We start from the raw sequence: 23,429 nt of genomic DNA on the forward strand, positions 1-23,429 counted from the left end.
CGATCTTTGAAAAGGACGGTATCCGCCGTTTTGTAAAACTAGAAAATTCTGAAATCCAAAATTGTACCCGTCATCCTAAAATCAAAAAGGGAAAAGTCGTGGATGAGACTGAGCCGATTAATGCAGTTGCGACTCAGCCAAAAATGGAAGCATCATCTGGTCTTGACTTCAGTACGATGACGGACGAAGAGAAGCTGAAATTAGTGAAGGCCCTTTTACCTGAAGGGATCGTTTTGACTGATACACGGATGGCAGAGCTGAAAGAGGAAGCGCCAAAGGAAGAAGTGCGGACTGCAAGTGAATCTGAAAGTCCCGTCGCGGCAGCACAAAAAGCCGAGCCAACTAACAAACCCGCAGCTTCTATAGTAAACCAAGCGCCAAAAGCCGCTGAACCTAAACCGATGGCCCTATCCGCCGCTGAAAAAATGCCCTATAAGCCTTATCAGAAACCGAAGAGCAAAGCCCAACAAGAACGAGAGCGGAAAGAGGAGCTGATGAAGCGGACGCCTGAAGGAAAAAAGGCATCCAGATCAAAAAAGGAGAAGAAAAGGCAAACAGGGAAAGGGAAGCCAAAAAGAAAACGTAAGTAGAAACAGCATATTTATGTCGGACTAAGGACGTCCTTTTAGCATGAAGGCTTATTTGTCGATGGAAAAATCCGAGTTAACGTAGTTTAAAAAATTTCGAATAGCCAGATAGCCATACATTTTTTTAGCTGAAGTGTATGGTTATTTGGCGTTTATTCGAATAATAAGTTAAATTTTCTACGAGAAGCTCGGAAATAACTGCACACCAATCATAGTTAAACGCTGATTTTAGATCAATCTGTCGACCCTAAAAAAGCTATAAATCGTGTAGTTACGACAGCAGGGCGAAACGGTTGAAACGAAAAGGATTCCTTTAATGCATCTTGTTATGTTTGCAGAGGAGTGAAGGGGTAAAACTGAGATCGACAGAAAAGTACTATTAAGGCCTGACGGTAACAGGTATAATTTAAGACGGGATCAGAATCTAAAATAGTGGAATGTAAATTTCAATGCAAAAAGTGTTTCGGTATTGCCTGGGTAAGTCTAAATCTAAAAATAGTGGAATGTAAATTTTTCAATGATAGAAGATGAACTTCTCTTTTTAATGGTCTAAATCTAAAAACAGTGGAATGTAAATTTCTCAGTGATTAAGGCTTCCATGACTTCCGAGTCCGTCTAAATCTAAAAGCACTGGAATACACCGTCTTTCCCCAACCAACCTCAAAACACCGTCCAACTTGGATGGTGTTTTTCTTTTCCACACAACTTCCTTCCGAAATCCTCTTGAACTTTGCTAAAATTAACAATAGAATAATTACTTTTTTGAGGAGAAGGCCGATGCGAGAGAAAATCAGGATATTGATCATTGATGATGATCAGGAGCTTTGTTCTATCATAGAAAAATATTTGAGAAATGCTGAGTATACAGTAGATATTTCCTACACAGGAGCTGGCGGATTGAACATGGCGCTGACAGGTGACTATCACTTGATTGTGTTGGATATCATGCTGCCGCAAATCAATGGGTTGAGTATTTTGACGGAGATCCGCAAGCAAAGCGTGGTTCCAGTTTTGATGCTGACGGCTAAGAATGAAGAGTCGGATAAGGTTCGCGGGCTGCAGCTGGGGGCGGATGATTATTTGACGAAGCCTTTTAGCATGGCGGAACTGATGGCACGGATCGATTCTTTGGTTCGGCGTTATACAACATTTAATCGGACTGCTGGTGCGGAAAAGACTCTCAATCTAAAGCATTTAACCCTTGATACACAGACGCGAGTTGTTTTATTGGATAATAAAGTTTTGGCATTGACGGGAAAAGAGTTTGAGCTTTTGTATTTTCTGGCAGCGCATAAGGGACAAATTTTTACGAAACGTCAAATTTATCAGCAGGTTTTGGGCGATGAATATGCTTTTGATGATAGTAATATCATGTCCTTCATCAGTAAGCTGCGAAAGAAGATCGAGGCGGATGCTGCCCAGCCTTTCTTTATCCAAACGGTTCGCGGGGTCGGCTATCGTTTTAATCAGGAGGGATAGGAGATGGCAATAGTAGGTAGTATTTGCGTTTTGCTGGCCGCAGGTTGTTTATATCTAATTGCCCGTCTTCGAAAAAACAAACAGCAGCTTGCCCAAGCGCTGCTTGTTTTGGAAGATATCGCTGAAGGGAACCTCGATCGAAAAATGGTTACGGATGAAGCAACGGATGTGGCGGAGCTTTGTTTTCGGTTGAACGAGATTGTGGCAGATATCAAGCGGCAGCTTAGTGGATTGCGGACTTCTGAGAATGAATATCGCAAGCTGATCACCAGCTTGTCGCATGATGTTCGTACGCCCTTGGCCTCTCTGATAGGCTACTTAGAGGCAATCAACGACGGATTGGTAACGGAAGAGGAGCAGCAGCATTATCTGCATTCTTCTCAGGCAAAAGCATTTGAACTAGAAAAGTATATCAGTACTCTTTTTGAATGGGTCAAGCTTGAATCAGGGGAACGTCGCTATCAATTCGAAACAGTCGATGTGTGCGAGCTGCTGAGGAAGAGTATCAGTGACTGGATTCCGCGACTGGAACCGCAATTTACTTATGAAATCGACATTCCTGAAGAAGAGTTTTATTGCAAAGTGGACGCTTCAGCGTTTCGCAGGATCATCGATAACTTATTGGAAAACTGCTTAAACCATAGTCAAGGGAACAAGGTTACGGTCAAGTTGGCGGAAGAAAAGCAGCAGGTTCAGCTTGAAATCACCGATAACGGCAAAGGGATCTCGGAGGAACATCTCCCGCGGATTTTTGACCGCCTGTATAAAGGAGACGAAGCTCGAGGCTCGAAAGGCAATGGCTTGGGATTGGCGATCGTCCAAGAACTAGTCACAGCTCATCATGGAAAAATCAGTGCCAGCAGTCGATTAGGCGAAGGGACACAATTTTCCTTGACACTGCCTAAATAAACTAGAAAAAAATAAGGGTTCGACAAGGTTAAGGCAAGGTAGCCCTGCTAAGCTAGAAGTATAGAAAGGATGGTCGCCATGGAAAAATATGTTGTAAAAACGGCGGCGCTGACGAAGCGCTACCATGATCAGACGGTAGTCAAGGACGTCTCGATCGCCATTCCCAAAGGAAAAATCTATGGACTTTTGGGGCGCAACGGCGCAGGAAAAACGACGATCATGAAAATACTGTTGGGCTTGGCAGGAGCAAGTTCGGGTGAAGTACTGTTGTTTGGTCAATCACCTAATACGCATCCGGAAGTATACCTGCGTATTGGAAATATCATCGAGACACCAAGCTTTTATCCGTATTTAACCGGTCAGGAAAATTTGAAGGTATTCTCTAAGCTGAAGGGACAGACACAAAGAAACAGTGTGGCGGAGGCTTTGAAGCTGGTTGATTTGACGCATGCTGAACACAAGCGTTTTGCCAATTACTCATTAGGGATGAAGCAGCGGCTGGGAATCGCCAATGCATTAATGAAAGATCCGGAGCTGCTGATCTTAGATGAACCGACGAATGGGCTGGACCCGATCGGCATCGTTGAAATCCGCAGGCTGCTGAAGGAGCTGGCCGAGGTTCATGGCAAGACGATTTTAATCTCTAGTCACCAATTATCAGAGATCGAGCAAATCGCGGATATCATCGGTATTTTGCACGATGGCGAGCTGCTGGAGGAGTGTGATCTGGAAAAAATTGCACAACACAATCAGCGATATATCAGTGTTACTGTATCGGATATTCATCAGGCTGCTCGTCTATTAGAGGAGCAGCTGAATCTCAGCAATTATACAGTGGACGGCAATGATACGATCAAAATTTTTGATTTTTCCTTTGAACCGCAAGAAATCAATCGCCTATTCGGAAAAAACGGGATCGAGGTTTCCAGTTTATTTGTCGGCTCGGTCAATTTAGAAGAGCACTTTCGAAAGATCACGGGGGGTGTCGGCATTGCGTAATGTAATTTCTGCTGAATGGATGAAGCTGAAACGGAATCGCATCTTTGCGGTTTGTTCACTGCTGACACTGTTCGCTGCGGCCTTTATGGTCTTTAAGGATTTAGTCATCGTTGAATCCCCGATAGAAGACTATCGCGTTTGGCTGCCGACTGTCTATCTAGTTGTCGGCTCGTTACTGTCAATTATGAGCGGATTCATTGTCACCTTCTTAATGCAGCGGGAGTATGAGGATCGCACGATCAATAATGTCTTGACGGCTCCCACCTCACGCTTCCGCTTTCTTTTAGGCAAATTAGCGATTTGGTTCATCTGGTATACAGGAACGCTGATTGGTGTCGTAATCATTTATACGATTGGCGGCTGGCTGATTTATCCAGACACTTTTGGCGCAACAGGAACCAAAACTCTGGTGACGACACTCTTTAAATACTGCTTTTTGGCTTTTGTCGCAGCGCTGCCTTTATTGCCGGTGAGTGTCCTGCAGCGGAAATTGTTTTATCCGACGATCATGGCCGCCTTAGCATTTACTGGAATCCAAATGTTTGCGCTCAATATCCCATTCAATTTTGCACGTCTCATGCCATGGTCAGCGGTAGTTGTTCAAAGCTTAGTCGAGCTGTCATTCAAAGATGATCTATTAACCTTGGGAAGCATCTTTTTGACAGGGATTATCGGCTTTGTTGCAGCCTATTGGCTATTTAAGCGGCAGGATTTGTAAAATGCCTACTTGAAATGGCGAACGCGAATCCCCTTTCTCAGACAAAATCCTCGCTTCAACAAAAAATTCTCCCCCATGGATGGAAACAGGGAAGAATTATAGGGGGCTTACTATTTAACTCATCGATGAATTGGTGCAGGGACTCACCCTGCATCAATTTTTTTGTTTTTAATCAGGCGGCTTTGGAATTTTAGGACACCTTCCATAATGACCCCTGTAGTACATACGCATAGGAGAGTGCCTATGCCTAAATTAGCGTTGCCTAGTAAAAGACCGATTACAATCATCGTGCTATCGATCAGGATACGAACAGTCTTGATCGAAAAATTTGAACTGTTGACGACCATCAAGGTCAAGCATTCCAAGGCAGCGGCACCTAATTGTGCGGAAACATAGATTCCAATACCTAGAGCAAAGAGTAATACACCGCTGATCGAAGCAACTAACTGGCTGATGATAGAGGAGGTATTTAGCGTAAAGAAGGAAGTGAAAAAATTGACGCCTAATCCAATACCAATACCGTTAATAAGACTCCCGATGCCGATTTGCCTGCGGTCAAAAAGAAAAGCGATCATTAGAACGAAAAGATTGAAGCATAGGCTTAAGTAACCGAATTTTAACGGAAAGATCTTCATAACTCCGAACAAGGCAACACTTAAGGTATCGACACCTAAGCTGCTGGTAATCATTAAGGAAAGTCCGAAGGCAGATAAAAGCGTTCCCAACAGAACCTTGAACAGATTGATTTTAAGCGTCATGCTCTAAGCCTCTGACGAAGGGATGACATCAGCATAACCACTATTTATTTGTTGGACTAGCTGATCCTTTAGCTGCTGACTTGCAAAGGCACCTTCGATCGCGTTTAGATTCAGTCTTTTCATTTCTAAATAGCTCAATTGGCAGTGGGTTGCCAAAAGAAGGTACTCTTCTGTCAAGGTGGTTTGAGAGACCGTTCGATTGTCCGTATTGATGCAGCATTTGACATTGTGAGTTAAAAACTTGCGCAATGGATAGTCTGCCCACTCCTTGATCGCATTGGTTTGGATATTGCTGGTAGGACACAGCTCCAGCAAAGTTCCCTTTTTGGCACAATAATCCATGATGGCGGTATCGCTCTTGATTGCTACACCATGCCCGATTCGGACAGCGCCTAAGCGAATCGCTTCGACGACATTTTGAGCACATCCGCATTCGCCTGAATGTAAAGTAAGCTTCAGACCTGAAGCTGATGCGTAGTCGGCAGCGGGCTTGATCTTCTCGTTTGATATTGCTTGCTCATCACCGGCAAAATCAAAACCGACGATCGTTTCTGAATTCAATTGCGTGACCGTATCAATTAATTGCTGATTCGCTGCATTAGAATGATGGCGCAGCGCGGAGATCAGCAGATTTGCCTGAACGTCAAATTGTTTCTGTGCGTGCTGGATTCCTCGACAAACAGCACGAAGGACTTGTTCGATCGACAACCCTTGTTCTTGATGCAGCAGCGGGGCAAAACGAATCTCAATATACCGAATCGTTTCTTCAGCCGCTTGTTCAATCAGATCATAGGCCGCGAGGGTCAGATTTTCTTCACTTTGCAGCAAGGGTAAAATGCAGTCAAAGCTTTCTAGGTATTCCTTTAAATGATGACATTTTTTTGGTGCAATTGCCTTCGTTAACGAGTTCAAGGGAATCCCAGCTTTTTTTGCCAGCTTTTCTAAAGTGCCGATTTGAATGGAGCCGTCTAAATGACAGTGCAATTCAATTTTTGGCAGGGACCGAATCGTTTCTTTCTTCACTCTTGGCGTCCTCCTTTCACGTTTTGGAATGCTCCTCTGATTTTATCGGGAGGAGCATAGGGCTACAAACGTCTCGATCGTTGATTGGAGTGGGAGTGTTGTGTTTACTTTTTCCATATCATGAATGTATTTTTGCGGAATACTTTGGCTGCCGTTGAACCCGCCAAGAATTCCCCCCAGCATAGAAGCAATGGTATCTGTGTCGCCGCCGACATTGACTGCGGCATAGATGCCAAGCATCGTATTCCCTTCTGTTCCGGCCAACAGACTAAATACAGCGGGAATTGATTCTTGGACAAGGAAGTTCGTGCCGACCTTATCAGCGGTTTCGCTTAATAAGTGTTCAAAGCTGGCTGCCTGACCGCCGATCTTCACGGCCTCTTGAATTTTATAGGCAATATCCACTCCAACGGATATATGCTGCTGCTGCTCGCCGTATTCTCGGCCCTTTTCGGCCCCCCATACAGCAGCTGCGACAATACTTTCTAAGGTCGCGGATTCTGTCAGCGCATGTGTCGCCGCGCAGCAGATGGCCGCCGCCGCGGAAATCGCATTGCTGTTGAAATGGGTTGGTTTGCACATCCAAATAGTATATTCCAGCGCCTTCTCCAAGTCGCCGTTAGCCAATAAGGCCAACGGGATCGTCTTCATTGCACCGCCATTTGTCGCTAGACCGCTGTAGTTGATCAAACCGAATGGATCAACATCGGTAGGAAGGCCCTGCTTCATGTTTTCTATCGCTGCTCGAGTAGTCGGACCGGCAAATTTGTCAAAATAATAGTCATCTGCGCCCCAATTGATGATGGCCTGCTGAGCGATTTCTTCTGTAAAGTTCCCCTCATGCTCGATGATGGCCTGCATCAAATAATAGGACATACTAAAATCATCCGTAATGGTTCCAGCGGGATAGTCTCTGGCAAAAGTATCCTTTGGCGCTAAGGTGTATTCTTTTACATATCCTCCAAACGTCTCGAGGATTTGATTGGTAGTTCGTAATTCCGTAGGTGCACCTAAAGCATCACCGACAGCGGCGCCGTATAACGCTCCTAGCATTTTTTCTTTAGTCATGAACCGTTTGCTCCCTTTCCAGTCTGTTTTGGTTATCTAATACTTTTAAGAACACGTACCACATAAAGGTTAAGATGATCAATAAAACGATTTGCAAAATGGCTCCGCGAATCGAGTTTGTTACGATGGCGCCGCTAACGATCAGCGGCATTGTGTAAGGCAATGCGACGCCTGTTGTAAATGGAACTAGACCAAGATTCATCGCAAGGTAGGATAGCGTTGTTGTAATGATTGGTGTAGCAACTAAAGGAATGAACATAATCGGATTCAGCATGATCGGCAGACCAAAAATCAATGGTTCATAAACACCGAAGATACCTGGCGCAAGGGCGATTTTTCCTAGATCATTCCAATCCGTACGCTTCTTAAAAAGAAACAGCAGGGAAATCAGCACAGGGATTGAAAGATAGCCGCCATTTAGTACAAAAAAGTCAGTAAATTGACCGGTAACCAGATGAGGCAAGTCTTTTCCAGCTTGGAAAGCGGTCAGGTTATCAAAGGACTGAGCATTCCAGATAGGGACCATCACACTGCCGACAATGACATGGCCGTGAAGACCAAAGAACCAGAACAGATTGACCAATATTCCAACAATGATCGTTGCAGGAAGCGATGTTCCTAAAGAAGTTAACGGCTTTTGCAGAACTTGATAGATCAGGTTGTTGACCGTTTCAAAAGGAGTCGCTTCAAAAATCATTCGAATGGCAAAGGCAGCGATCAACGCTACGGCAATTGGAATGAAGGAAAAGAAAGAATCGGACACTAATTTTGGTACACTGCTAGGCATTTTTATCGTCCAGTTATGCTGGATAGCGTACCGATAAATCTCAGTAGCTAGGATAGACATAATAATTGCGGCAAACATCCCAACGGCTCCGACCTCAGAAAGGGGCAAAACATTGAGAACCTCCTCGCCAGCTTCTGTAGCGGTTGTCATCGGTGTAATCATGATAAATGAAACCAAACTAACAATTGCGCCGTAAATAGGATTCACCTTGTAGTGATTCGACAAGCTGTAGCCGATGCCGGCAGCGACGATAAAAGAAATGACTCCCATAGTTAAAGAGAAGGTTGGTGAAACAAATGCTTGGAATTGCGTAATCGCCTTTTCGCCAAAAATATTCGGTAAAAAGGGGATATTAGCGATCGCAGTAAACATGGAGCTGAAAATAGTAAAGGGCAGAGAGATCAGAAAAGCGTCTTTGATAGCGACAAGGTAGCGGTTTTTACTAAATATATCAGCAAAAGGCAGCAAATATTTCTCTAATAACGCGGTTAACTTCTTCATAAATTATTCTCCTCATATTTTTTTAGAAAGCACTTTCAAGGTTATTAAACCACATCGTGGTATTGGAGTCAACCACATAATAAATTGGAACGTACCAGAATTGTTGTAAAAAGAATTTCTCTTGGATATAATAAGGAGGAAAAGCGGCTGTATAAGGAGGTTAGGATGGATTCTCTCAATTTATATGATCAAATAGCAGAAAAGCTCAAAAAGAATATTTTAGAAGATCAATACCCTTCAGGGAAATTACCCAACGAACGAGATTTGAGTGAAGCCTTTAAAGTGAGCAGAAGTACGATGAAAAAGGCGATGGACTCCTTAGTAGAGGACGGTCTTTTATTTAGGAAGGCCCGTTCAGGAACATTTATAAACTTATTATTCAAGAAAAACTATGACGACTATAGCCATCAAAAAAGGGGCCCGATTGGCTTAACTAAATCATTTTCGGAGCAGGGAAAGGAAATCAGTTCGAGAATCCTGTTGTTTGAAGTGATTTTACCGCCAGAAGAAATACGCAAGGCACTTTTATTAACGGAGAATGATTTCACCTATCATTTTAAACGGGTCCGGTATATTGATAAAGTGGCTGTTTCCATCGAAACCAATTATATCCCGATTCAGTTGTTTCCTAAGCTGACAAAGGAGATCGCTAAAGACTCGATTTATGATTACGCTATCAATGAAATGGGGATTTCGTTGACGAATTCGTATGTCTCGATTTTTGCGGCTCCCTCTGATGAAGAGGATCAAAAAGAGCTGCAGCTTACACCCCATGAGCCTGTCACAGTAACTGAGGAGATCGTGTTTACGGAAACGGGGCTTCCGTTTGAATATACGATCGTAAGAAATCATTATCAGAAGTTCACCTATAACACGTCGGTTAGTTCATTAAAATAAAAATAGTAGAGCGCAGCCATGAAGCTGCCCAAAGTCAGACTGGCAGTCAGCATATTAAGGAGGAGCTATGGAACAAACAATGATTCAACAGCGGATCGAACGGTTTAAGATCTTTGGCGAGAAGCTGAAGGGAGCGAAGGTTTATTTTCGCGAGGATTGGGAAGTCCTTTATTTTGACCTGCAGGGGAAAATGTTTGGCATGATGAATGATCAAGCCAGCGAAGATGCGATCATCACCTTGAAAAATCTGCCTGAAAAAAACGAGGAGCTGCGGGAGATTTATAAGGGAACGGTGATTCCAGGGTATTACACGAACAAAAATCATTGGAACTCGATCAAGCTGGCCAGTGATGACTTGAATGATGAGGCGATTGAGCAATTGATCGAAGTCTCTTATCAATTGGTGTATCAAAAGCTGACGAAGAAGCAAAAAGCTGAAATCGAAGAATAAAAAATGACGCTGCTAATCAAGCAGCGTCATTTTCGTTCTTTTTCTCTGACCAATGCAGCGCCAGATAATATCCAGTAATACCCATACCAATTAAAAAGCAGGCGGCATCAAAACTATTGATGTCTGGCTTGAAGAGCGCGTAGAGAATCACAACGATCAGCCAGTTCGCAATCCCCCATAAAACATTCGTAGAGGCAGAAGCCGGTTTTTTCCAAGGTACGTCCCATTTTTCAGCAGTGATACCTTTGACAAAGTGGGGAACACCATTCGCAAATAGCATGCCCAAAACGATACAAATAATTGAATCCAATGTAATCTTCTCCCTCTAATGTGTTCATTCAGTAGTATACCTCTTTCCCCAAAATTTTTCTGCCTATTTTCAAAAATAAATTCTCGAAAGCTGAGCAGAGGATTTAACAGTTATCAGAATTTGATGGTAAGGTAGAAATGAGAGCGAAAGCTTACGGAATCTGCTTTTTCAATGCAAAAAGCGGGATAGGTTAAAAGAAGGAGGAGTTTGATGATGAAAGTACCATTGATTACAATGAATGACGGGCATCAGATACCGGCGATCGGTCTAGGTACCTACCAAATTCGCGGAGGGGCAGGACTTGATCAAGTCTTGACGGCGATTCAGGATGGCTATCGTCTGTTAGATACCTCCACCAATTATGATAGTGAAGGAATTGTAGGCGAGGCGATCCGCCGTTCCGGGATTCCGCGCTCTGAATTTTTTGTGACGACAAAACTGCCTGGAAAATACCATCATTATGAGGATGCGTTGATGATGATCCAAGAATCCTTGTTCCGCATGGGATTGGATTATTTTGACTTATATCTGATACACTGGCCGCTGCCAAAACGCGGTTTGTACGTGGAGGCCTGGCAAGCTTTAGTGACCGCACAAAAAATGGGGCTGATCCGTTCCATAGGAGTCTCTAATTTTGAATCGGAGCATTTAGACAAAATCATTGAAAAAACCGGTGTGACGCCTGCGGTGAATCAAATCGAGATCCATCCTTACTGGGTACAAGAGCGAATGGTGCGAGCGAATGAGCAACGCGGCATTGTCTCTGAAGCATGGAGTCCTTTAGGCCGCGGCAGCGACGCGCTGAAGGAATCAGTGATTGTTGAGCTGGCTGAAAAATATGACAAGACCCCAGCGCAAATTATTTTACGCTGGCATGGGCAACGGGGGATCATTCCGATTCCCAAATCACGGAATCTGCAGCATCAACGAGAAAACCTAGCGATTGATGATTTTGAGTTATCGCAAACTGAAATCGAGCGGATCAATCTGCTGGAAAAACCGGATGGACGGATTGATGGACAGGACCCAAATGAATATGAAGAGTTCGAGTAATCAGCAAAGATGATTTTTTTGTTTTAATTTTAATAAGAAAATAAGCCAATCCATTCTATTTCCTTTTTAAAAAAAGATTATTTGATAAAAATTAATTTTTCATTCAAAAACGTTTTCACTTGTGGCATACTGAAAAGTAAGAAGATGCTTCAGGGGAGGACGCAATGAAAAAAGTAGTGGCACTGGTTGGTGTGCTGGCTGCGGCATTTCTATTCTTTTGGTTTACTCAAAAGAAGGATGTGGCAGTTGAAGAAAAGGCGACACCTGATTTTTCTCAGGCAGAGCAAGTGGAGCGCAGTGAGGACTTTTTCACTAATCGCGATCTAAATGAATTAGAAAAAGTGACGTATTCGCGTCATAAAGAGCTGATGGATGACCTGACGGGCGAGGGAAAATTAGTCAGAAAATCTACGCAAAAAGAGTTTGTCGGAGCAAAAGCCAATGAAGACGGGCTTTCTTGGACAGGCTATTACGAAAAGTAAAAACGTTTTGAGCGTTAGACGGACAAGCGACCCCTAACCAGGACTGAGAAATCCTCAAGTCCTGGTTAGGGGTATTTATTATGGGGAAACCTGCATATAGCAGCCCTATTTATAGATTCACTTGGCTGAATCGCCGAACGGATAGTTTGTATGTCGCCCACATCGCAACACTATAGATCAAAATTCCCGCCGCTAAAATAGGCAGCTGTTTGATTTGGCCATCAAAGGTGACCGCATCCAGCCAAGCTAGCTTTGGAAAATGCACGAGAACCTCTACGATGATCGCAACAAGTGTTGCTGGAACCAGCCCCTTCAAAAAGGAAGCTCCGACCTTATAGACCGTTTGAAAATAACTTGTTAAGAAGATGAAATTGAAACAAGCAAAGATCATCAGGCCGAACCCATAAAAGGCAGTATTTGCTTCAAGCCCCACAGGATTAGGCTGCGACAACAGCTGCAGCCGTAAAAAGGCAAACGGCAAGGAGATCACGATCGTCAAAAGTTGGGAAACAAGCAGAACCAGCCATTTTCCTAAAACGACTTCGGCTCTTTTCAGCGGCAGCAAGGTAGAATAGTAGATGTCGTTGTTTTCCCGTGTATACATCAAATTAACGAAATTTCCGATTAAGCTGAATAGGAAGATCATTGTATAAGGATACCCGGGAATTAAGATAAGCGGTCCCATCAAAGTGAAGATAAACAGGTTGGGATGCGCGGCTAAGCGGATCTCTTTGTACAGTAGATTAGAAATCATAATTTTTCCCCTCCATTCGTACCATAATAGTTTCCAAGCTGAGAGCTTCTGTTTCGTCCGGCCGTTTCAGCGTTTGGAAGTAGTCGATAAATTCCTTTTTAGGAGCGGCTTTGACCAGCTCTCCTTCTTTGATATAAACGATCGCATCCGCACACTTTTCTAGATCGGAGGTAATGTGGGTGGAGAAAAGAATGCTTTTCCCTCCATTTTTAACGATTTGAAGAAAGATCTCGATCAGCTCATCCCGCGATACCGGATCGAGTCCGCTGGTGGGCTCATCAAAAATAAATAGCTTTGCTTGATGGGAAAGCGCCAAGGCGATCAGGTACTTCACCCGCATTCCAGCCGAAAGCTCTTTGACCTTTTTATTCGGCTCTAGGGAGAACAGCTTTAGAAATTTTTGATAAGCTGCTTCATCCCAGTCTTCATAAAACCGTTTAGTGACCGCGGTGATATCCTTGATTTTCTTTTCTTTATAAAAATCGATTCCGCCTAACACGACGCCAGTTTTTTGCTTGCAGGCGGGTTCATTTTCTAAGAAGCTCTTTTCGAACATTCTGACCGTTCCATGATCCACGGGGATCAGATTTAACAGCGCTTTTAAAATGGTTGTTTTTCCTGCACCGTTGACACCGATCAACCCAATGATTTGACCTTCTGGAACGTCAAAGCTGACATTTTTTAACGAGAATGTCGGATAGTTTTTCGAAAGCTCTGTTACCTCCAGCAGGTTCATCATGATTCCTCCTTCTTATCGAAAATCGATTCGATCGTATTTCCTGTCATTCGCATAAACATCTCACTATCGATCAAGGCGATACCTGCTGATGCGGGATTTGTGTCGCCGAGAACTACTAGGGTATCTCCGGTTTTAATACTTAAAAGGTCACGAGCTTTTTTCGGCAGAACGATCTGTCCACGGGAGCCGACAGGGACGATTCCAAAAATATGCTTGCCGGCCGGGCCGATAGGTATTCCTTCATCTTCCTGATTGTGACGGATCAAATCAGTCAAAGTAACATCATAAAGATTAGCTAAAGCATCGCATTTCATGACATCAGGCAAAGACTCTCCATTTTCCCATTTGGCGACTGCCTGACGTGAGACCTCTAATTTTTCTGCCACATATTCTAAGGACCAGTTGTTTCGATTTCTTAATGAACGCAAGTTGTTCGCGATCGGACTTTTCTGATTATTCATACTTTTCATCTCCCTTAAATCTACTTTAGCTTACTTGAATCGAAAATAGAACCAACGGATCGCAACAAAAATGGTTAGCTCTGGTTGCGGTTCCATTTAAAAAAAGGTTAAAACGTTTTAATAAATGGAACAAAATTGTTGTGTTTTCAGAAAATGGAGTCATAATAATCGAGAAAGAAGGGCTAGAGATGAAGGTTAATGAGAATCGTCATGAGGCAGAGAAGCGTTTTGTTCGTGATTCCTTTTTTGAAAAAGGTCATTGGTGGAATAAATTTTATATCGGCCTGTTGACGATCGTTGGCTGGATTGCTGTATCCATCCCGATTTATTGGACGATTTCATCGACGCTGCTGAAGCATAATTCGAAGTTTTATCATGTGTGGAACGATCGCGCAGGAGAAGCAATCTATTATCACACCGGGTTTCAGTTTCTTGTTTCTTTGGGCATCATTTCGGTGGGCGTTCTTTTTCTAACGTTACGCAATAATTATCGAATCAAACACCACGAGCTGGTGGAAAAGCTTTACGATGAGGAAGGGCTGCAGGCTAGAAAAACGACGCTGAATGCTTTTTATACGGAGCGCTTTGGTTCAGAAGAGACACGACATGAGGCCCGCTATTATTCTGTACCGGAAGAAAAAAATCTGGCAGACGACACCATTCGCAAACTCTATAGGGAGGCTGAACAGCATGACGATTGACACGGGGTATCCGGTCCTAAACGCGGTAGTGAATGTGTTGCTGTTTATTTTGGTCAGTTATCCAGTACTAGGGGCATTTGTTTGGTTGATTGAAGTTATTTGTTATCGCTTGCTATTTCGTCATAAGAAAACAGACTTCAAAGAAATTCCGACTGCAGAAGAGCCGCTGGTGACAATTATGGTACCTGCGCACAACGAAGAAGTGGTGATTGAAGATACGCTGGTATATTTGCTCAGCGAGTTGAATTACCATAACTATGAGGTGCTGGTCACCGATGATGGTTCCACCGATCAGACACCAGGGATTTTAGCCCGGCTGCAGGACCGTTATCCCCGCCTGCGAGTGCTGCGTATTGAAAAAAATAAGGGCAAAGCACATGCGTTTAATATCGGTGTGGGATTTGCTAAAGGGGAGTACATATTAAGCAACGACGCAGATACGATTCCCGAAGCAGATGCGCTTTGGAAATACATAAACTATTTTAGGACTGAGGCCGATCAAAATGTGGCAGCAGTAACAGGAAATATGGATGTACAGAACCGGTCAAAAATTATCGAAAAAGCCCAGACCGTCGAATTTTCAAGTATCGTCGGAGTCATTAAAAGAGGCCAAATAGGGACGCTGGGAACAATGTATGCTTACAGCGGTGCAAATACGATGTATCGCAAGGATGCCTTGATCGATGTCGGCTTGTTTCGGCAAGATCGTGCGACCGAAGACATCAGCATCGCGTGGGATCAGCAGCTAAACGGCTGGATTCCCACCTTTGCACCAGACATTATGTTCTTCATGGGGGTACCAAATACACTGAAGATGCTTTATCGTCAACGCAAACGCTGGGCCAAAGGTGGTACGGAGGTCTGGCTGACAAATATGAAGAAGGTAGCATTGCATCCGTTCAACTATTTTGAGCAGTTTCTGCTGTTTGCAGACCAAACAGTTAGTATTTTGTGGAGTCTGTATTATTGGCTTTTTCTGGCGATTTTTATTGGGACGATCATTCATTTGCTGGTGCATGGGGAGTATCACCAGATCTTCCATCTGCTGACCTTATCCTTTATTTTCATCAATTTTGAGATGCTGGCCGGCTTTCTGCAAGTTGCGGCTGCCCTCATTATTGATGACGGCGGACGTAAATTGAAATACCTGATTTTTGCCCCATTTTATATGCTGATCTATTGGATGATGAACGCCTTGACGATCGCGACGACCTTTATCCCGGCGATTAAAACGATCCTAGGCTTTGGTACAGGAACATGGGTCAGTCCAACACGAGTGTCGATCAGTAAATAACCTCTTCAACTTTTGCTTGTTAAGCGTTCATGCCCATTTGTGAACTTTTAATGGGCATTTTTTTGTACATTATTGAACAAGCTCGGTAGGAGACGGAATGAACCAGAGAACGTACAATAATCAATGAGATTAAGCTGGCGATTTTCACTAAGAGCTGCTTGCTCTTCTATTTTTAATGAAATCAGGAAAGGAATGTTCAAATGAAAAAAAGTGTTCTGTTGGTTTGTTCGTTGACGTTGGCAGCATTTGCCGCACCTGCGTTTGTTCACGCAGAGGAAGGTACCCAAAGCTCTGGGATAGCTGCAAGCAGCTCAGCGCTAGAAAGCCAAACTTCTGAAAGCGTTCTTTCGACTGAGCCGCAGGAATCATCCACAGATCAAACTGCCGTTTCTGCCTCGCAGCCGCAAACAGCGGTGATAAATGGCGACGTGGTAGAGCTAGAACCTCCTCGCAAGGACGGCCAGGAAGAAGCAAATGCGACTCAAGCACCGAAAGAAGATTTGGTCCAAGGGAATACTCGGACCTTTAGAGCGGCGGCATCGCTCCCGATGTACCGCCTGTACAACACGAATAGCGGGGAACATTTTTATACAAAAACGCTCAGTGAACGAGATCACCTGCGTTCTGTCGGTTGGCGCTATGAGGGAATTGGTTGGCAGGCACCCGCTGACGGAAAGCCTGTTTATCGCTTGTACAATCCGAATGCGGGGGACCACCACTATACGTTAAATGCCGGTGAACGAGATCATCTAAAAAAAGTTGGCTGGCGTTATGAAGGGATCGCTTGGTATTCACCAAATGGAGGGACACCTCTTTATCGCTTATATAATCCGAACGCTAAAGCCGGTTCGCACCATTACACGCCGATTACCTCGGAGCGAGATCAGTTAAAAAGGGCCGGCTGGCGCTATGAAGGAATTGCATGGTATGCGCTCGGCAGCGGTGAGCAGAGTTATGAGGACTACCGATTACTAGGGGTACGAAATTATGATCAATATGCGCTGGGAGCACCAAGCGGCTGTGAAGGAGCTTCCTTGCTTCAAGCATTGCAGTACAAGGGCAAGCTGACCAATTGGAGTCTGCGCTCGTTCTTAAATACGATTCCTAAGTCATCAAATGGGAATCCAAACACTGGCTTCGTTGGCTCGCCATTTGTTGAGAATTCTTACACCTATTCAGCGATTTATCCCGCCCCATTGACAAGCTGGGGTCAAAAATACGGAAATGTTCAAAATATTTCTGGCAGCTCGATGAATACGCTGATTAATGAAGTGAAAAACGGCAATCCTGTCGTAGCGTGGGTAACGATCAATTTTCAACCAATCCGTTGGGGAAATTGGAGCTTTGGTGTTGCGGCCAATAATAATCACGCGGTCACCTTGGATGGCTTTAATAAAGCCGGCAACCAAGTCCACGTGTCTGATCCCATCAGCGGCTCTTATTGGCTGAACCGAACGACTTTCGAGAACATCTATAATGCAAGAAAATATGCAGTGGTTGTTCGATAATCGAGGACAAACAAAAAAAGCGGCGATTGCCGCTTTTTTTGTTTAACCTCCACCCATTAGGAAGTCAAGGATATTCCAGCCGTCAGAAGTTTCACCACGGTAAAGCTCTGTATATCCGCACTGCTTACAGCTGATCGTCGTAAATTTTTTATTTTGAACATCAAAAATCTTCGCAAAGTTTCCGCCAGTTGCTTGGAACTGATCAGATGTGTAATGCTGCGACCCACACTTATCACAAACGTATTGTTTCCTTTCCATTATTCCCACTCCTTTTATTAAGTAAGTTTGCTACTTATTGATTTAAATTATAGCAAATCTGCCGCCGACTTCATCCGTCTTTAGGAGTATCTATCAAATTAATTTTGACAACCGGTCTTTTTTTTGGTTAAATAAGAACATACGTTCGCGCATGAGTCATTTGATGATGAACAAGGAGTGATTTTCGATGGAACTGGAAAGAAAAATTGACATTCTAGCTGAATCTGCGAAATACGATGTTTCCTGTTCCAGCAGCGGCGTCGAAAATAATACACGGCCAGGGACAGTCGGCAGCACACAGGCTTCAGGTATTTGCCATTCCTTTACACCGGATGGCCGGTGTGTGTCGTTGCTAAAATTACTGTTTACCAATGCTTGCATTTTTGATTGTCATTACTGTATCAACCGTAAATCAAATGCAATTCCCCGAGCGACCTTCACGCCGCAGGAAGTGGCGGATTTAACTATGGATTTCTATATGCGCAATTACATCGAAGGCTTGTTCCTAAGCTCAGCAATCATTAAAAGTGCGGACTACACGTGCGAGCTTTTGATCAAGACGTTGAAAATTTTGCGTGAGGAAAAAGGCTTTCGCGGATACATCCATGTCAAGGCGATTCCCGGTGCGGATGAAAAATTGATTGAAGAATTAGGCTTTTTGGCAGATCGCATGAGCGTCAATGTCGAACTGCCTTCCCGCGAAAGCCTGAAGTTACTGGCTCCGGACAAAGATCCGTTTGATCTATATAAACCCATGAAGCAGATTACGACGGTAAAGAAAGAACAGGAATTTTTACCGGCGCTTCGGCGCGGGCCGAGCTTCGTGCCGGCTGGGCAATCGACACAAATGATTATCGGAGCCAGTCCTGAGAGTGATCGTTCGATCGTAAAGATCTCAGAAAATCTGTATCAAAAATACCAGCTGAAGCGTGTCTATTATTCAGCGTATATTCCAGTCAATCAAGACAATCTATTGCCGGCAGTGACGACAGAGCCGCCGTTATTAAGGGAGCATCGCCTGTATCAGGCAGATTGGCTGCTGCGCTATTATAAGTTTACGGCCGATGAGATTTTATCGGAGGACAAGCCGAATTTTAATCTCTATCTTGATCCCAAAGCCAATTGGGCGGTGCAAAACTACCAGCGTTTCCCGGTAGATGTTCAGACTGCGCCGTATGATCAGCTGTTGCGGGTACCGGGGATCGGTCCGAAAAGCGCACAAAATATTGTGAAGGCACGAAAATATTATCGGCTCCACCTGACTGATTTGAAAAAATTAGGGATCGTTATCAAGCGGGCACAATATTTCATTGCCTGCAACCACGAGACACCTGCGGGCTTGATCAAAGACCCTGAGTGGATCATTACTTCCCTGATCTCCTCGAAGCAATATCAGGTATTAAAGAAACACAACACCCAATCGACGAGTGAACAATTATCTTTATTTGATGTAGAACGCTTTGAACATGCGAAAAGTAGGTGATTACATTGCGAGAATCAACGGAGCATTGGGAGTATGACGGGAGCTTTCTTGGTTTTATGACCGTCGTGGACCGCAGTTTTCGCGAGAAGAAATTTCCAACGCTGATTTTATCACCGGAAACGGCGGTAGAAAGTTTGTTTTTAGCGGAATGGGTCGAAACGGATCCAGTCCGCGGGGAGAAAATCTATCGCCGTTTACGGCAGCGGCTGCGGCCGGAAAATTTTCTTTTTATTAAAAACGGCTTTTATGCCACGCTTGAGGGGAAGGAGCGCCATTTGCTGGATGCCATTGAGATTGCTTTGCAGACGAAGGATTTATTAGAGAATCATTTAGGGCACCCAGCGATTTTAGCACTACGAAAAAGCATTCGAACGATGCTGGGAGAAAATCACGCCTTAACCGGCTTTGTTCGCTTTGAATATGTCGGAGACGTCCTATTCAGCAAAATCAATCCGAAGCATTATGTGATGCCGTATCTCTGCCCGCATTTTGCGGAGCGCTATCCGCAGGAGAAAATCATGATCTACGACGAGACCCATGAACTACTGGGAATCATTGATCATGGCGACATTCATTTGATGGAAAATACCAGTTGTCCGGAATTTGCTGAAGCCAGCGATGAGCAGGTCATTCGTCAGCAGTGGAAAACCTTCCTGCGGGCGGTCACGATCGATGAACGGGCGAATTATACAGCGCAGCGCAATCATCTGCCGCTGCGCTTTCGCGGAAACATGACCGAATTCAAGGCTTAGACAAATACACACCTTTTTGAGCGAGGTTGCTGAGACATTCTTCCAAGTAGCTTTCATCGTGTTCTGGATATAGAGGGTGGGTAGTCGGAAGCGTTTCGATACCGGACATCGGCGGAAGCTTCTTTCCTCGATACAGCGGGTCATACCACAAGGAACCTGGGGCATAGCCGCGCCGCTTCATCTCCTCCATAACCAGTAAATGAAATTGATATAGCTTATAGTAAGGATGAACAAAGACGTAATCTACTGTGGCGTGTTTCTTTCCCCAGCCCTTCCCACGCAACGCCGCAACTTCCCGATGTTGACCTAACAGCTGCTGACGAGGGAGCAATGGAATCAATGCTTCATGCCAAAGCCTCATATTGTTTCCTCCATTCTCGTTTTAATTGATTTTTTCATAAAACGCCAGTACTGACGAATGATTTGCTTGAAGAGCTTTGCTTTTATGATTTTTCCGTTCTGTTTTATAATAGGAGGCATCAGGAAGCGAGTGAATCATATGGAAGAGAAAAAAACGCAAGGGTCGATGGCGGTGCTGGCTGCATTGCTAGCGAATGTATTAGTCGCAGTCAGTAAATTTATCGGCTACATGCTTAGCGGCAGCGCCGCGATGATGAATGAAAGCATCCACAGTGTGGTGGATTGCAGCAATCAAATTTTACTATTGTTTGGTAATCGGCGTGCTGCTCGCGGACAAAGTGAGCTCCATCAGTTCGGTGAGGGACGGGCGAAATATTTTTTCAGTACGATCGTAGCGACCATGCTGTTTTTTGGCGGGGGCGCATTAGGAATTTGGGAAGCGGTAGAAAAACTATTTCATCCCAGTCATGAGGTCGCCAATCCTTTGATTGTATTAGTAATCTTAGTTTTCGGGATCTTAGTCGAAGGAAGCTCTTTGCGGGTAGCGATCAAAGAAATACGTGAGCTGAACACAGAGAAGCTGCCTTTATTTACATTTTTACACGAAAGCCGGCATAGTGAGATCCTGATTATTTTTACGGAAGATTTCTGTGCGGTGATCGGTTTAGTCTTGGCGATTGCGGGGACATTATTAACGATGGTTACTGGCAATCCAATGTTTGATGCTTTGAGCGGGCTGTTGATTGGGATGATGCTGCTGTTTGCTTCGATCTTCTTGGCGCGCGAATTTTACAGCCTGATCATTGGCGAAAGTGTTTCTAAAAATGATTTGCTGAAGATTCGAGATGCCTTTAAACGGGACGAGGTCAAAAAAGTCATTGATATCAAAACCGTTCATTTGGGCCCCACAGAAGTTATGATTGCTGCGAAGATCGATATTGCTGATTCTTATGAAGGGGTCAGCTATGAGGTGGTCAATCAGATCGAACGTGTGATTCGCAAGGCTTTGCCGGATAAAAAGGCGTATATTTATATCGAAACTGACGAGTTCGATCCAGATTATGATCGGAAACGTCAAACTCAATCGGACACATAATTCTTGTGCCCGATTTTTCCGAATTCAGCTTTTTAGGGAGTAAAATGAGTTCTCGAATTCAGGCTGACAGCCATTTCCATCATTATTAAAAGGAGAGAGACGAATGTCTTCATTAAAATTCTTTTTCACCTATTCACGAGAATTTCTCCGTCATTGGGGCAGTTATATTCTTTTGATCATCGGAACGAATATTGTTTTAGAAATGCTGGTAATTCCCAGTGTCCAGTTTTCAATCGCCTTCATTTTAAGACAAGGGAAGATTCCCTACGTTTCTAACACAAATATTCTGACGATCATAACGAAACATCCGGGGGTCCTAGCAGCCTTGCTGCTGCTTTTGGCACTGGTGCTGACATTGGTTTTCTTGCAATTCACCTTTCAACTGTTCAGCATCAAAAGTATCCAAACGAAGGAGGAACGGTCGCTGTGGGAGCTTTTCAAGCAATCGCTTTATCAAATGCGTCATTTGCGTCCAGCCACCTTCTTTTTCTTTCTATTTTATTTTGTGTTGATTTTGCCCTTTGCCAATGCGATTTTTCGGACGCCGTTGCTAAGCAAAGTCACGATTCCAGTTTTCATTTTGGATTATTTAAGTGAAAATATTCTGTTTCTTCTATTATTAATGGTCGCGTCTGTTGCAGTATCTTATATTGGAATCCGTTTATTGTTTGTGCTGCCGTTGATGATTTTCTCTGACGAGCCGCCCAAACAGGCGATGGCGAGAAGCTTAGAATTGACGCATCATCGGTATTGGCATTATGCGTGGCGAATTTTTATTTTAACTGTGTTCTTGACGATCGTTTCATATGTGGGCTATGGTGTGAGCTATGGACTGCAGGTCGTCTTGGATTTCTTGCCAAAACCCTTTCCTGCGATTGGTGCGATGCTTACCTTGACAAGTATCCAGCTTTTCAGCCAGTTAATGTTGGCCTGGGCGACTGTTTTGTATTTCAGTATGCTGGTTCAAAAGTTTTATCCATTGGTGATCAGCAGTGAACATCCGCTGCGATTGATTCGCCCAAGTCTGTGGACACGGATTGCGGCAGGAATATTGGTTATCTTTTTGGGTGGGACGACATTGCTTAGCAACGTCCTTTATTTGGCGGGGGTAGAGGATTCTATTCCGTTAACGATTTCTCATCGTGGTGTCGATAATGGTAACGGGGTGCAAAATACGATCCCAGCAATGGCCGCTACCATCAAGGAAAAGCCGGATTATATCGAAATGGATGTTCAGGAAACCAAAGACCATCAGTTCGTTGTTTTTCATGATAAGAATTTCAGAAAATTAACTGGAAAAAATGCTGCGACTCATGAATTAACCTTGAGTGAGAGCCAAGAGCTGCAGGCAGTTGAAAATGGGCATGTAGCTCCAATCGCCAGCTTTGATGATTACTTAGCCTTTGCTGACAAGCATCAGCAGAAATTATTGATTGAAATCAAAACGAATGCTACGGATTCTAAAGAGATGATGGATCGATTCATCGAAAAATATCAAGACGATATTTTGACTCATCACCATCGAATCCATTCTCTGGACTATAAGATAGTAGAAGAGCTGAAAAGAAAAGCACCAAAGTTGTATGTCAGTTATGTCTTACCTTATAATTTAGTATTCCCGCAAACACCGGCAAACGCTTATACAATGGAAGAAACAACCTTGACAGGCGATTTCGTTCGAAGAGCCCATCTGGAAAAAAAGGAAGTCTATGCCTGGACAGTCAATGACGCGGATTCAATGGATCGAATGGTTTCGTTAAACGTCAACGGTATTGTAACAGATGATCTTAAAACGCTGCAGGAGCAGATTAAAACCTATCAAGAAAGTCCTTCGTATGCCAAGCGAATCGAAATGTATATCAATCGGCTGCCGGCATTGGATGAACGAATCAGTGAGAACTAGGAAAGAGCGAAAAAAATTCATTAAATTTCCATAGAGTTTTCGTAAAAGATTTTCGAACAGATGCCCGCTCTATGGTAGAATAGCTATATATTTCACAA

25 protein-coding genes and 1 pseudogene are annotated in these 23,429 nt (G+C 43.9%); 16 read left to right on the plus strand and 10 right to left on the minus strand.

What is annotated here, in order from left to right; all coding sequences use genetic code 11:
* The 5 genes and pseudogenes from JZO85_RS04840 to JZO85_RS04860 all read left to right on the plus strand — a co-directional run.
* Nucleotides 1-590, plus strand: a pseudogene (locus JZO85_RS04840) (glycosyltransferase family 1 protein); the annotation flags it as partial.
* Nucleotides 591-1,364: 774 nt separating this feature from the next.
* Nucleotides 1,365-2,066, plus strand: coding sequence for a response regulator transcription factor (locus JZO85_RS04845; protein ID WP_207107400.1), 702 nt, complete (start codon nucleotides 1,365-1,367; stop codon nucleotides 2,064-2,066).
* A gap of 3 nt (nucleotides 2,067-2,069) precedes the next feature.
* Entirely contained in the window at nucleotides 2,070-2,975 is a 906-nt protein-coding gene (locus JZO85_RS04850; RefSeq protein WP_207107401.1) for a sensor histidine kinase, read from the plus strand.
* 78 nt (nucleotides 2,976-3,053) lie between these two features.
* Complete coding sequence (locus tag JZO85_RS04855; RefSeq protein ID WP_207107402.1) at nucleotides 3,054-3,974, plus strand: ABC transporter ATP-binding protein; 921 nt, start codon at nucleotides 3,054-3,056, stop codon at nucleotides 3,972-3,974.
* Entirely contained in the window at nucleotides 3,958-4,692 is a 735-nt protein-coding gene (locus JZO85_RS04860) for an ABC transporter permease (RefSeq protein ID WP_347401782.1), read from the plus strand. Before JZO85_RS04855 ends, JZO85_RS04860 begins: the two co-directional genes overlap by 17 nt.
* Nucleotides 4,693-4,835: 143 nt before the next feature.
* On the opposite strand, the gene JZO85_RS04865 is transcribed toward JZO85_RS04860, so the two are convergent.
* From JZO85_RS04865 to JZO85_RS04880, 4 genes are read right to left on the minus strand one after another with little or no spacing between them, the layout of a single operon-like run.
* A complete protein-coding gene (locus tag JZO85_RS04865; protein ID WP_207107404.1) occupies nucleotides 4,836-5,450 on the minus strand; it encodes a YczE/YyaS/YitT family protein in 615 nt (204 codons plus the stop codon).
* A 3-nt stretch (nucleotides 5,451-5,453) separates the two neighbouring features.
* A complete protein-coding gene (add, locus tag JZO85_RS04870; protein WP_207107405.1) occupies nucleotides 5,454-6,473 on the minus strand; it encodes an adenosine deaminase in 1,020 nt (339 codons plus the stop codon).
* A gap of 42 nt (nucleotides 6,474-6,515) precedes the next feature.
* Complete coding sequence (locus tag JZO85_RS04875; protein ID WP_207107406.1) at nucleotides 6,516-7,541, minus strand: ADP-ribosylglycohydrolase family protein; 1,026 nt, start codon at nucleotides 7,539-7,541, stop codon at nucleotides 6,516-6,518.
* Nucleotides 7,534-8,829 (minus strand): PTS sugar transporter subunit IIC, encoded by a 1,296-nt coding sequence (locus tag JZO85_RS04880; RefSeq protein WP_207107407.1) that lies wholly within the window; start codon nucleotides 8,827-8,829, stop codon nucleotides 7,534-7,536. Before JZO85_RS04880 ends, JZO85_RS04875 begins: the two co-directional genes overlap by 8 nt.
* A gap of 165 nt (nucleotides 8,830-8,994) precedes the next feature.
* Between JZO85_RS04880 and JZO85_RS04885 the strand changes: the two genes are divergently transcribed.
* Both JZO85_RS04885 and JZO85_RS04890 read left to right on the plus strand, forming a co-directional pair.
* The gene (locus tag JZO85_RS04885) at nucleotides 8,995-9,726 is read left to right on the plus strand and encodes a GntR family transcriptional regulator (protein WP_207107408.1); all 732 of its coding nucleotides are present in this window, start codon (nucleotides 8,995-8,997) and stop codon (nucleotides 9,724-9,726) included.
* Between the two features lie 67 nt (nucleotides 9,727-9,793).
* Nucleotides 9,794-10,177 (plus strand): MmcQ/YjbR family DNA-binding protein, encoded by a 384-nt coding sequence (locus JZO85_RS04890; RefSeq protein ID WP_207107409.1) that lies wholly within the window; start codon nucleotides 9,794-9,796, stop codon nucleotides 10,175-10,177.
* 16 nt (nucleotides 10,178-10,193) lie between these two features.
* Here the strand turns inward: JZO85_RS04890 and JZO85_RS04895 are convergent, their stop codons facing one another.
* Nucleotides 10,194-10,487 carry a hypothetical protein gene (locus JZO85_RS04895; protein ID WP_207107410.1) on the minus strand — a complete coding sequence of 98 codons (294 nt, stop codon included), beginning with the start codon at nucleotides 10,485-10,487 and terminating at the stop codon, nucleotides 10,194-10,196.
* A 213-nt stretch (nucleotides 10,488-10,700) separates the two neighbouring features.
* Between JZO85_RS04895 and JZO85_RS04900 the strand changes: the two genes are divergently transcribed.
* Together JZO85_RS04900 and JZO85_RS04905 are read left to right on the plus strand one after the other, a co-directional pair.
* Nucleotides 10,701-11,540, plus strand: coding sequence for an aldo/keto reductase (locus JZO85_RS04900; RefSeq protein WP_207107548.1), 840 nt, complete (start codon nucleotides 10,701-10,703; stop codon nucleotides 11,538-11,540).
* A 164-nt stretch (nucleotides 11,541-11,704) separates the two neighbouring features.
* Nucleotides 11,705-12,022 (plus strand): hypothetical protein, encoded by a 318-nt coding sequence (locus JZO85_RS04905; protein ID WP_207107411.1) that lies wholly within the window; start codon nucleotides 11,705-11,707, stop codon nucleotides 12,020-12,022.
* 109 nt (nucleotides 12,023-12,131) lie between these two features.
* Here JZO85_RS04905 and JZO85_RS04910 read toward each other — a convergent pair whose 3' ends face one another.
* Genes JZO85_RS04910 through JZO85_RS04920 form a run of 3 tightly spaced genes read right to left on the minus strand, consistent with a single transcriptional unit; the run spans nucleotide 12,132 to nucleotide 13,976 of the window.
* The gene (locus tag JZO85_RS04910) at nucleotides 12,132-12,776 is read right to left on the minus strand and encodes an ABC-2 transporter permease (protein ID WP_207107412.1); all 645 of its coding nucleotides are present in this window, start codon (nucleotides 12,774-12,776) and stop codon (nucleotides 12,132-12,134) included.
* On the minus strand, nucleotides 12,766-13,515 hold the full coding sequence (locus JZO85_RS04915; protein ID WP_430732911.1) for an ABC transporter ATP-binding protein: 750 nt from the start codon (nucleotides 13,513-13,515) through the stop codon (nucleotides 12,766-12,768). Before JZO85_RS04915 ends, JZO85_RS04910 begins: the two co-directional genes overlap by 11 nt.
* Nucleotides 13,512-13,976, minus strand: a complete 465-nt coding sequence (locus JZO85_RS04920; RefSeq protein WP_207107413.1) for a helix-turn-helix domain-containing protein — start codon at nucleotides 13,974-13,976, stop codon at nucleotides 13,512-13,514. The genes JZO85_RS04915 and JZO85_RS04920 overlap by 4 nt, the downstream gene beginning before the upstream one ends.
* A gap of 188 nt (nucleotides 13,977-14,164) precedes the next feature.
* Here JZO85_RS04920 and JZO85_RS04925 point away from each other — a divergent pair, with 188 nt between their 5' ends.
* From JZO85_RS04925 to JZO85_RS04935, 3 genes are all read left to right on the plus strand, one after another.
* Nucleotides 14,165-14,677, plus strand: a complete 513-nt coding sequence (locus JZO85_RS04925; protein WP_207107414.1) for a hypothetical protein — start codon at nucleotides 14,165-14,167, stop codon at nucleotides 14,675-14,677.
* Complete coding sequence (locus JZO85_RS04930; protein ID WP_207107415.1) at nucleotides 14,667-15,971, plus strand: glycosyltransferase family 2 protein; 1,305 nt, start codon at nucleotides 14,667-14,669, stop codon at nucleotides 15,969-15,971. Before JZO85_RS04925 ends, JZO85_RS04930 begins: the two co-directional genes overlap by 11 nt.
* Nucleotides 15,972-16,171: 200 nt before the next feature.
* Nucleotides 16,172-17,479 (plus strand): C39 family peptidase, encoded by a 1,308-nt coding sequence (locus JZO85_RS04935; RefSeq protein ID WP_207107416.1) that lies wholly within the window; start codon nucleotides 16,172-16,174, stop codon nucleotides 17,477-17,479.
* 42 nt (nucleotides 17,480-17,521) lie between these two features.
* Here the strand turns inward: JZO85_RS04935 and JZO85_RS04940 are convergent, their stop codons facing one another.
* Nucleotides 17,522-17,737, minus strand: a complete 216-nt coding sequence (locus tag JZO85_RS04940; RefSeq protein WP_207107417.1) for a zinc ribbon domain-containing protein — start codon at nucleotides 17,735-17,737, stop codon at nucleotides 17,522-17,524.
* Between the two features lie 187 nt (nucleotides 17,738-17,924).
* On the opposite strand from JZO85_RS04940, the gene JZO85_RS04945 reads away from it, so the two are divergent.
* Together JZO85_RS04945 and JZO85_RS04950 are read left to right on the plus strand one after the other, a co-directional pair.
* Nucleotides 17,925-19,220 carry a putative DNA modification/repair radical SAM protein gene (locus tag JZO85_RS04945; RefSeq protein WP_207107418.1) on the plus strand — a complete coding sequence of 432 codons (1,296 nt, stop codon included), beginning with the start codon at nucleotides 17,925-17,927 and terminating at the stop codon, nucleotides 19,218-19,220.
* Between the two features lie 5 nt (nucleotides 19,221-19,225).
* Nucleotides 19,226-19,972 (plus strand): TIGR03915 family putative DNA repair protein, encoded by a 747-nt coding sequence (locus JZO85_RS04950; protein WP_207107419.1) that lies wholly within the window; start codon nucleotides 19,226-19,228, stop codon nucleotides 19,970-19,972.
* Here JZO85_RS04950 and JZO85_RS04955 read toward each other — a convergent pair.
* On the minus strand, nucleotides 19,962-20,333 hold the full coding sequence (locus JZO85_RS04955; protein ID WP_207107420.1) for a TIGR02328 family protein: 372 nt from the start codon (nucleotides 20,331-20,333) through the stop codon (nucleotides 19,962-19,964). The two genes, JZO85_RS04950 and JZO85_RS04955, sit on opposite strands and share 11 nt — an antisense overlap.
* Before the next feature lie 138 nt (nucleotides 20,334-20,471).
* Between JZO85_RS04955 and JZO85_RS04960 the strand changes: the two genes are divergently transcribed.
* Together JZO85_RS04960 and JZO85_RS04965 are read left to right on the plus strand one after the other, a co-directional pair.
* On the plus strand, nucleotides 20,472-21,428 hold the full coding sequence (locus JZO85_RS04960; protein WP_207107550.1) for a cation diffusion facilitator family transporter: 957 nt from the start codon (nucleotides 20,472-20,474) through the stop codon (nucleotides 21,426-21,428).
* A gap of 103 nt (nucleotides 21,429-21,531) precedes the next feature.
* Complete coding sequence (locus tag JZO85_RS04965) at nucleotides 21,532-23,331, plus strand: glycerophosphoryl diester phosphodiesterase membrane domain-containing protein (protein ID WP_207107421.1); 1,800 nt, start codon at nucleotides 21,532-21,534, stop codon at nucleotides 23,329-23,331.
* Nucleotides 23,332-23,429 lie beyond the last annotated feature (98 nt).

Origin of the sequence: Candidatus Enterococcus murrayae (genome assembly GCF_017315985.1) — a bacterium.
Classification (GTDB): domain Bacteria; phylum Bacillota; class Bacilli; order Lactobacillales; family Enterococcaceae; genus Enterococcus_A; species Enterococcus_A murrayae.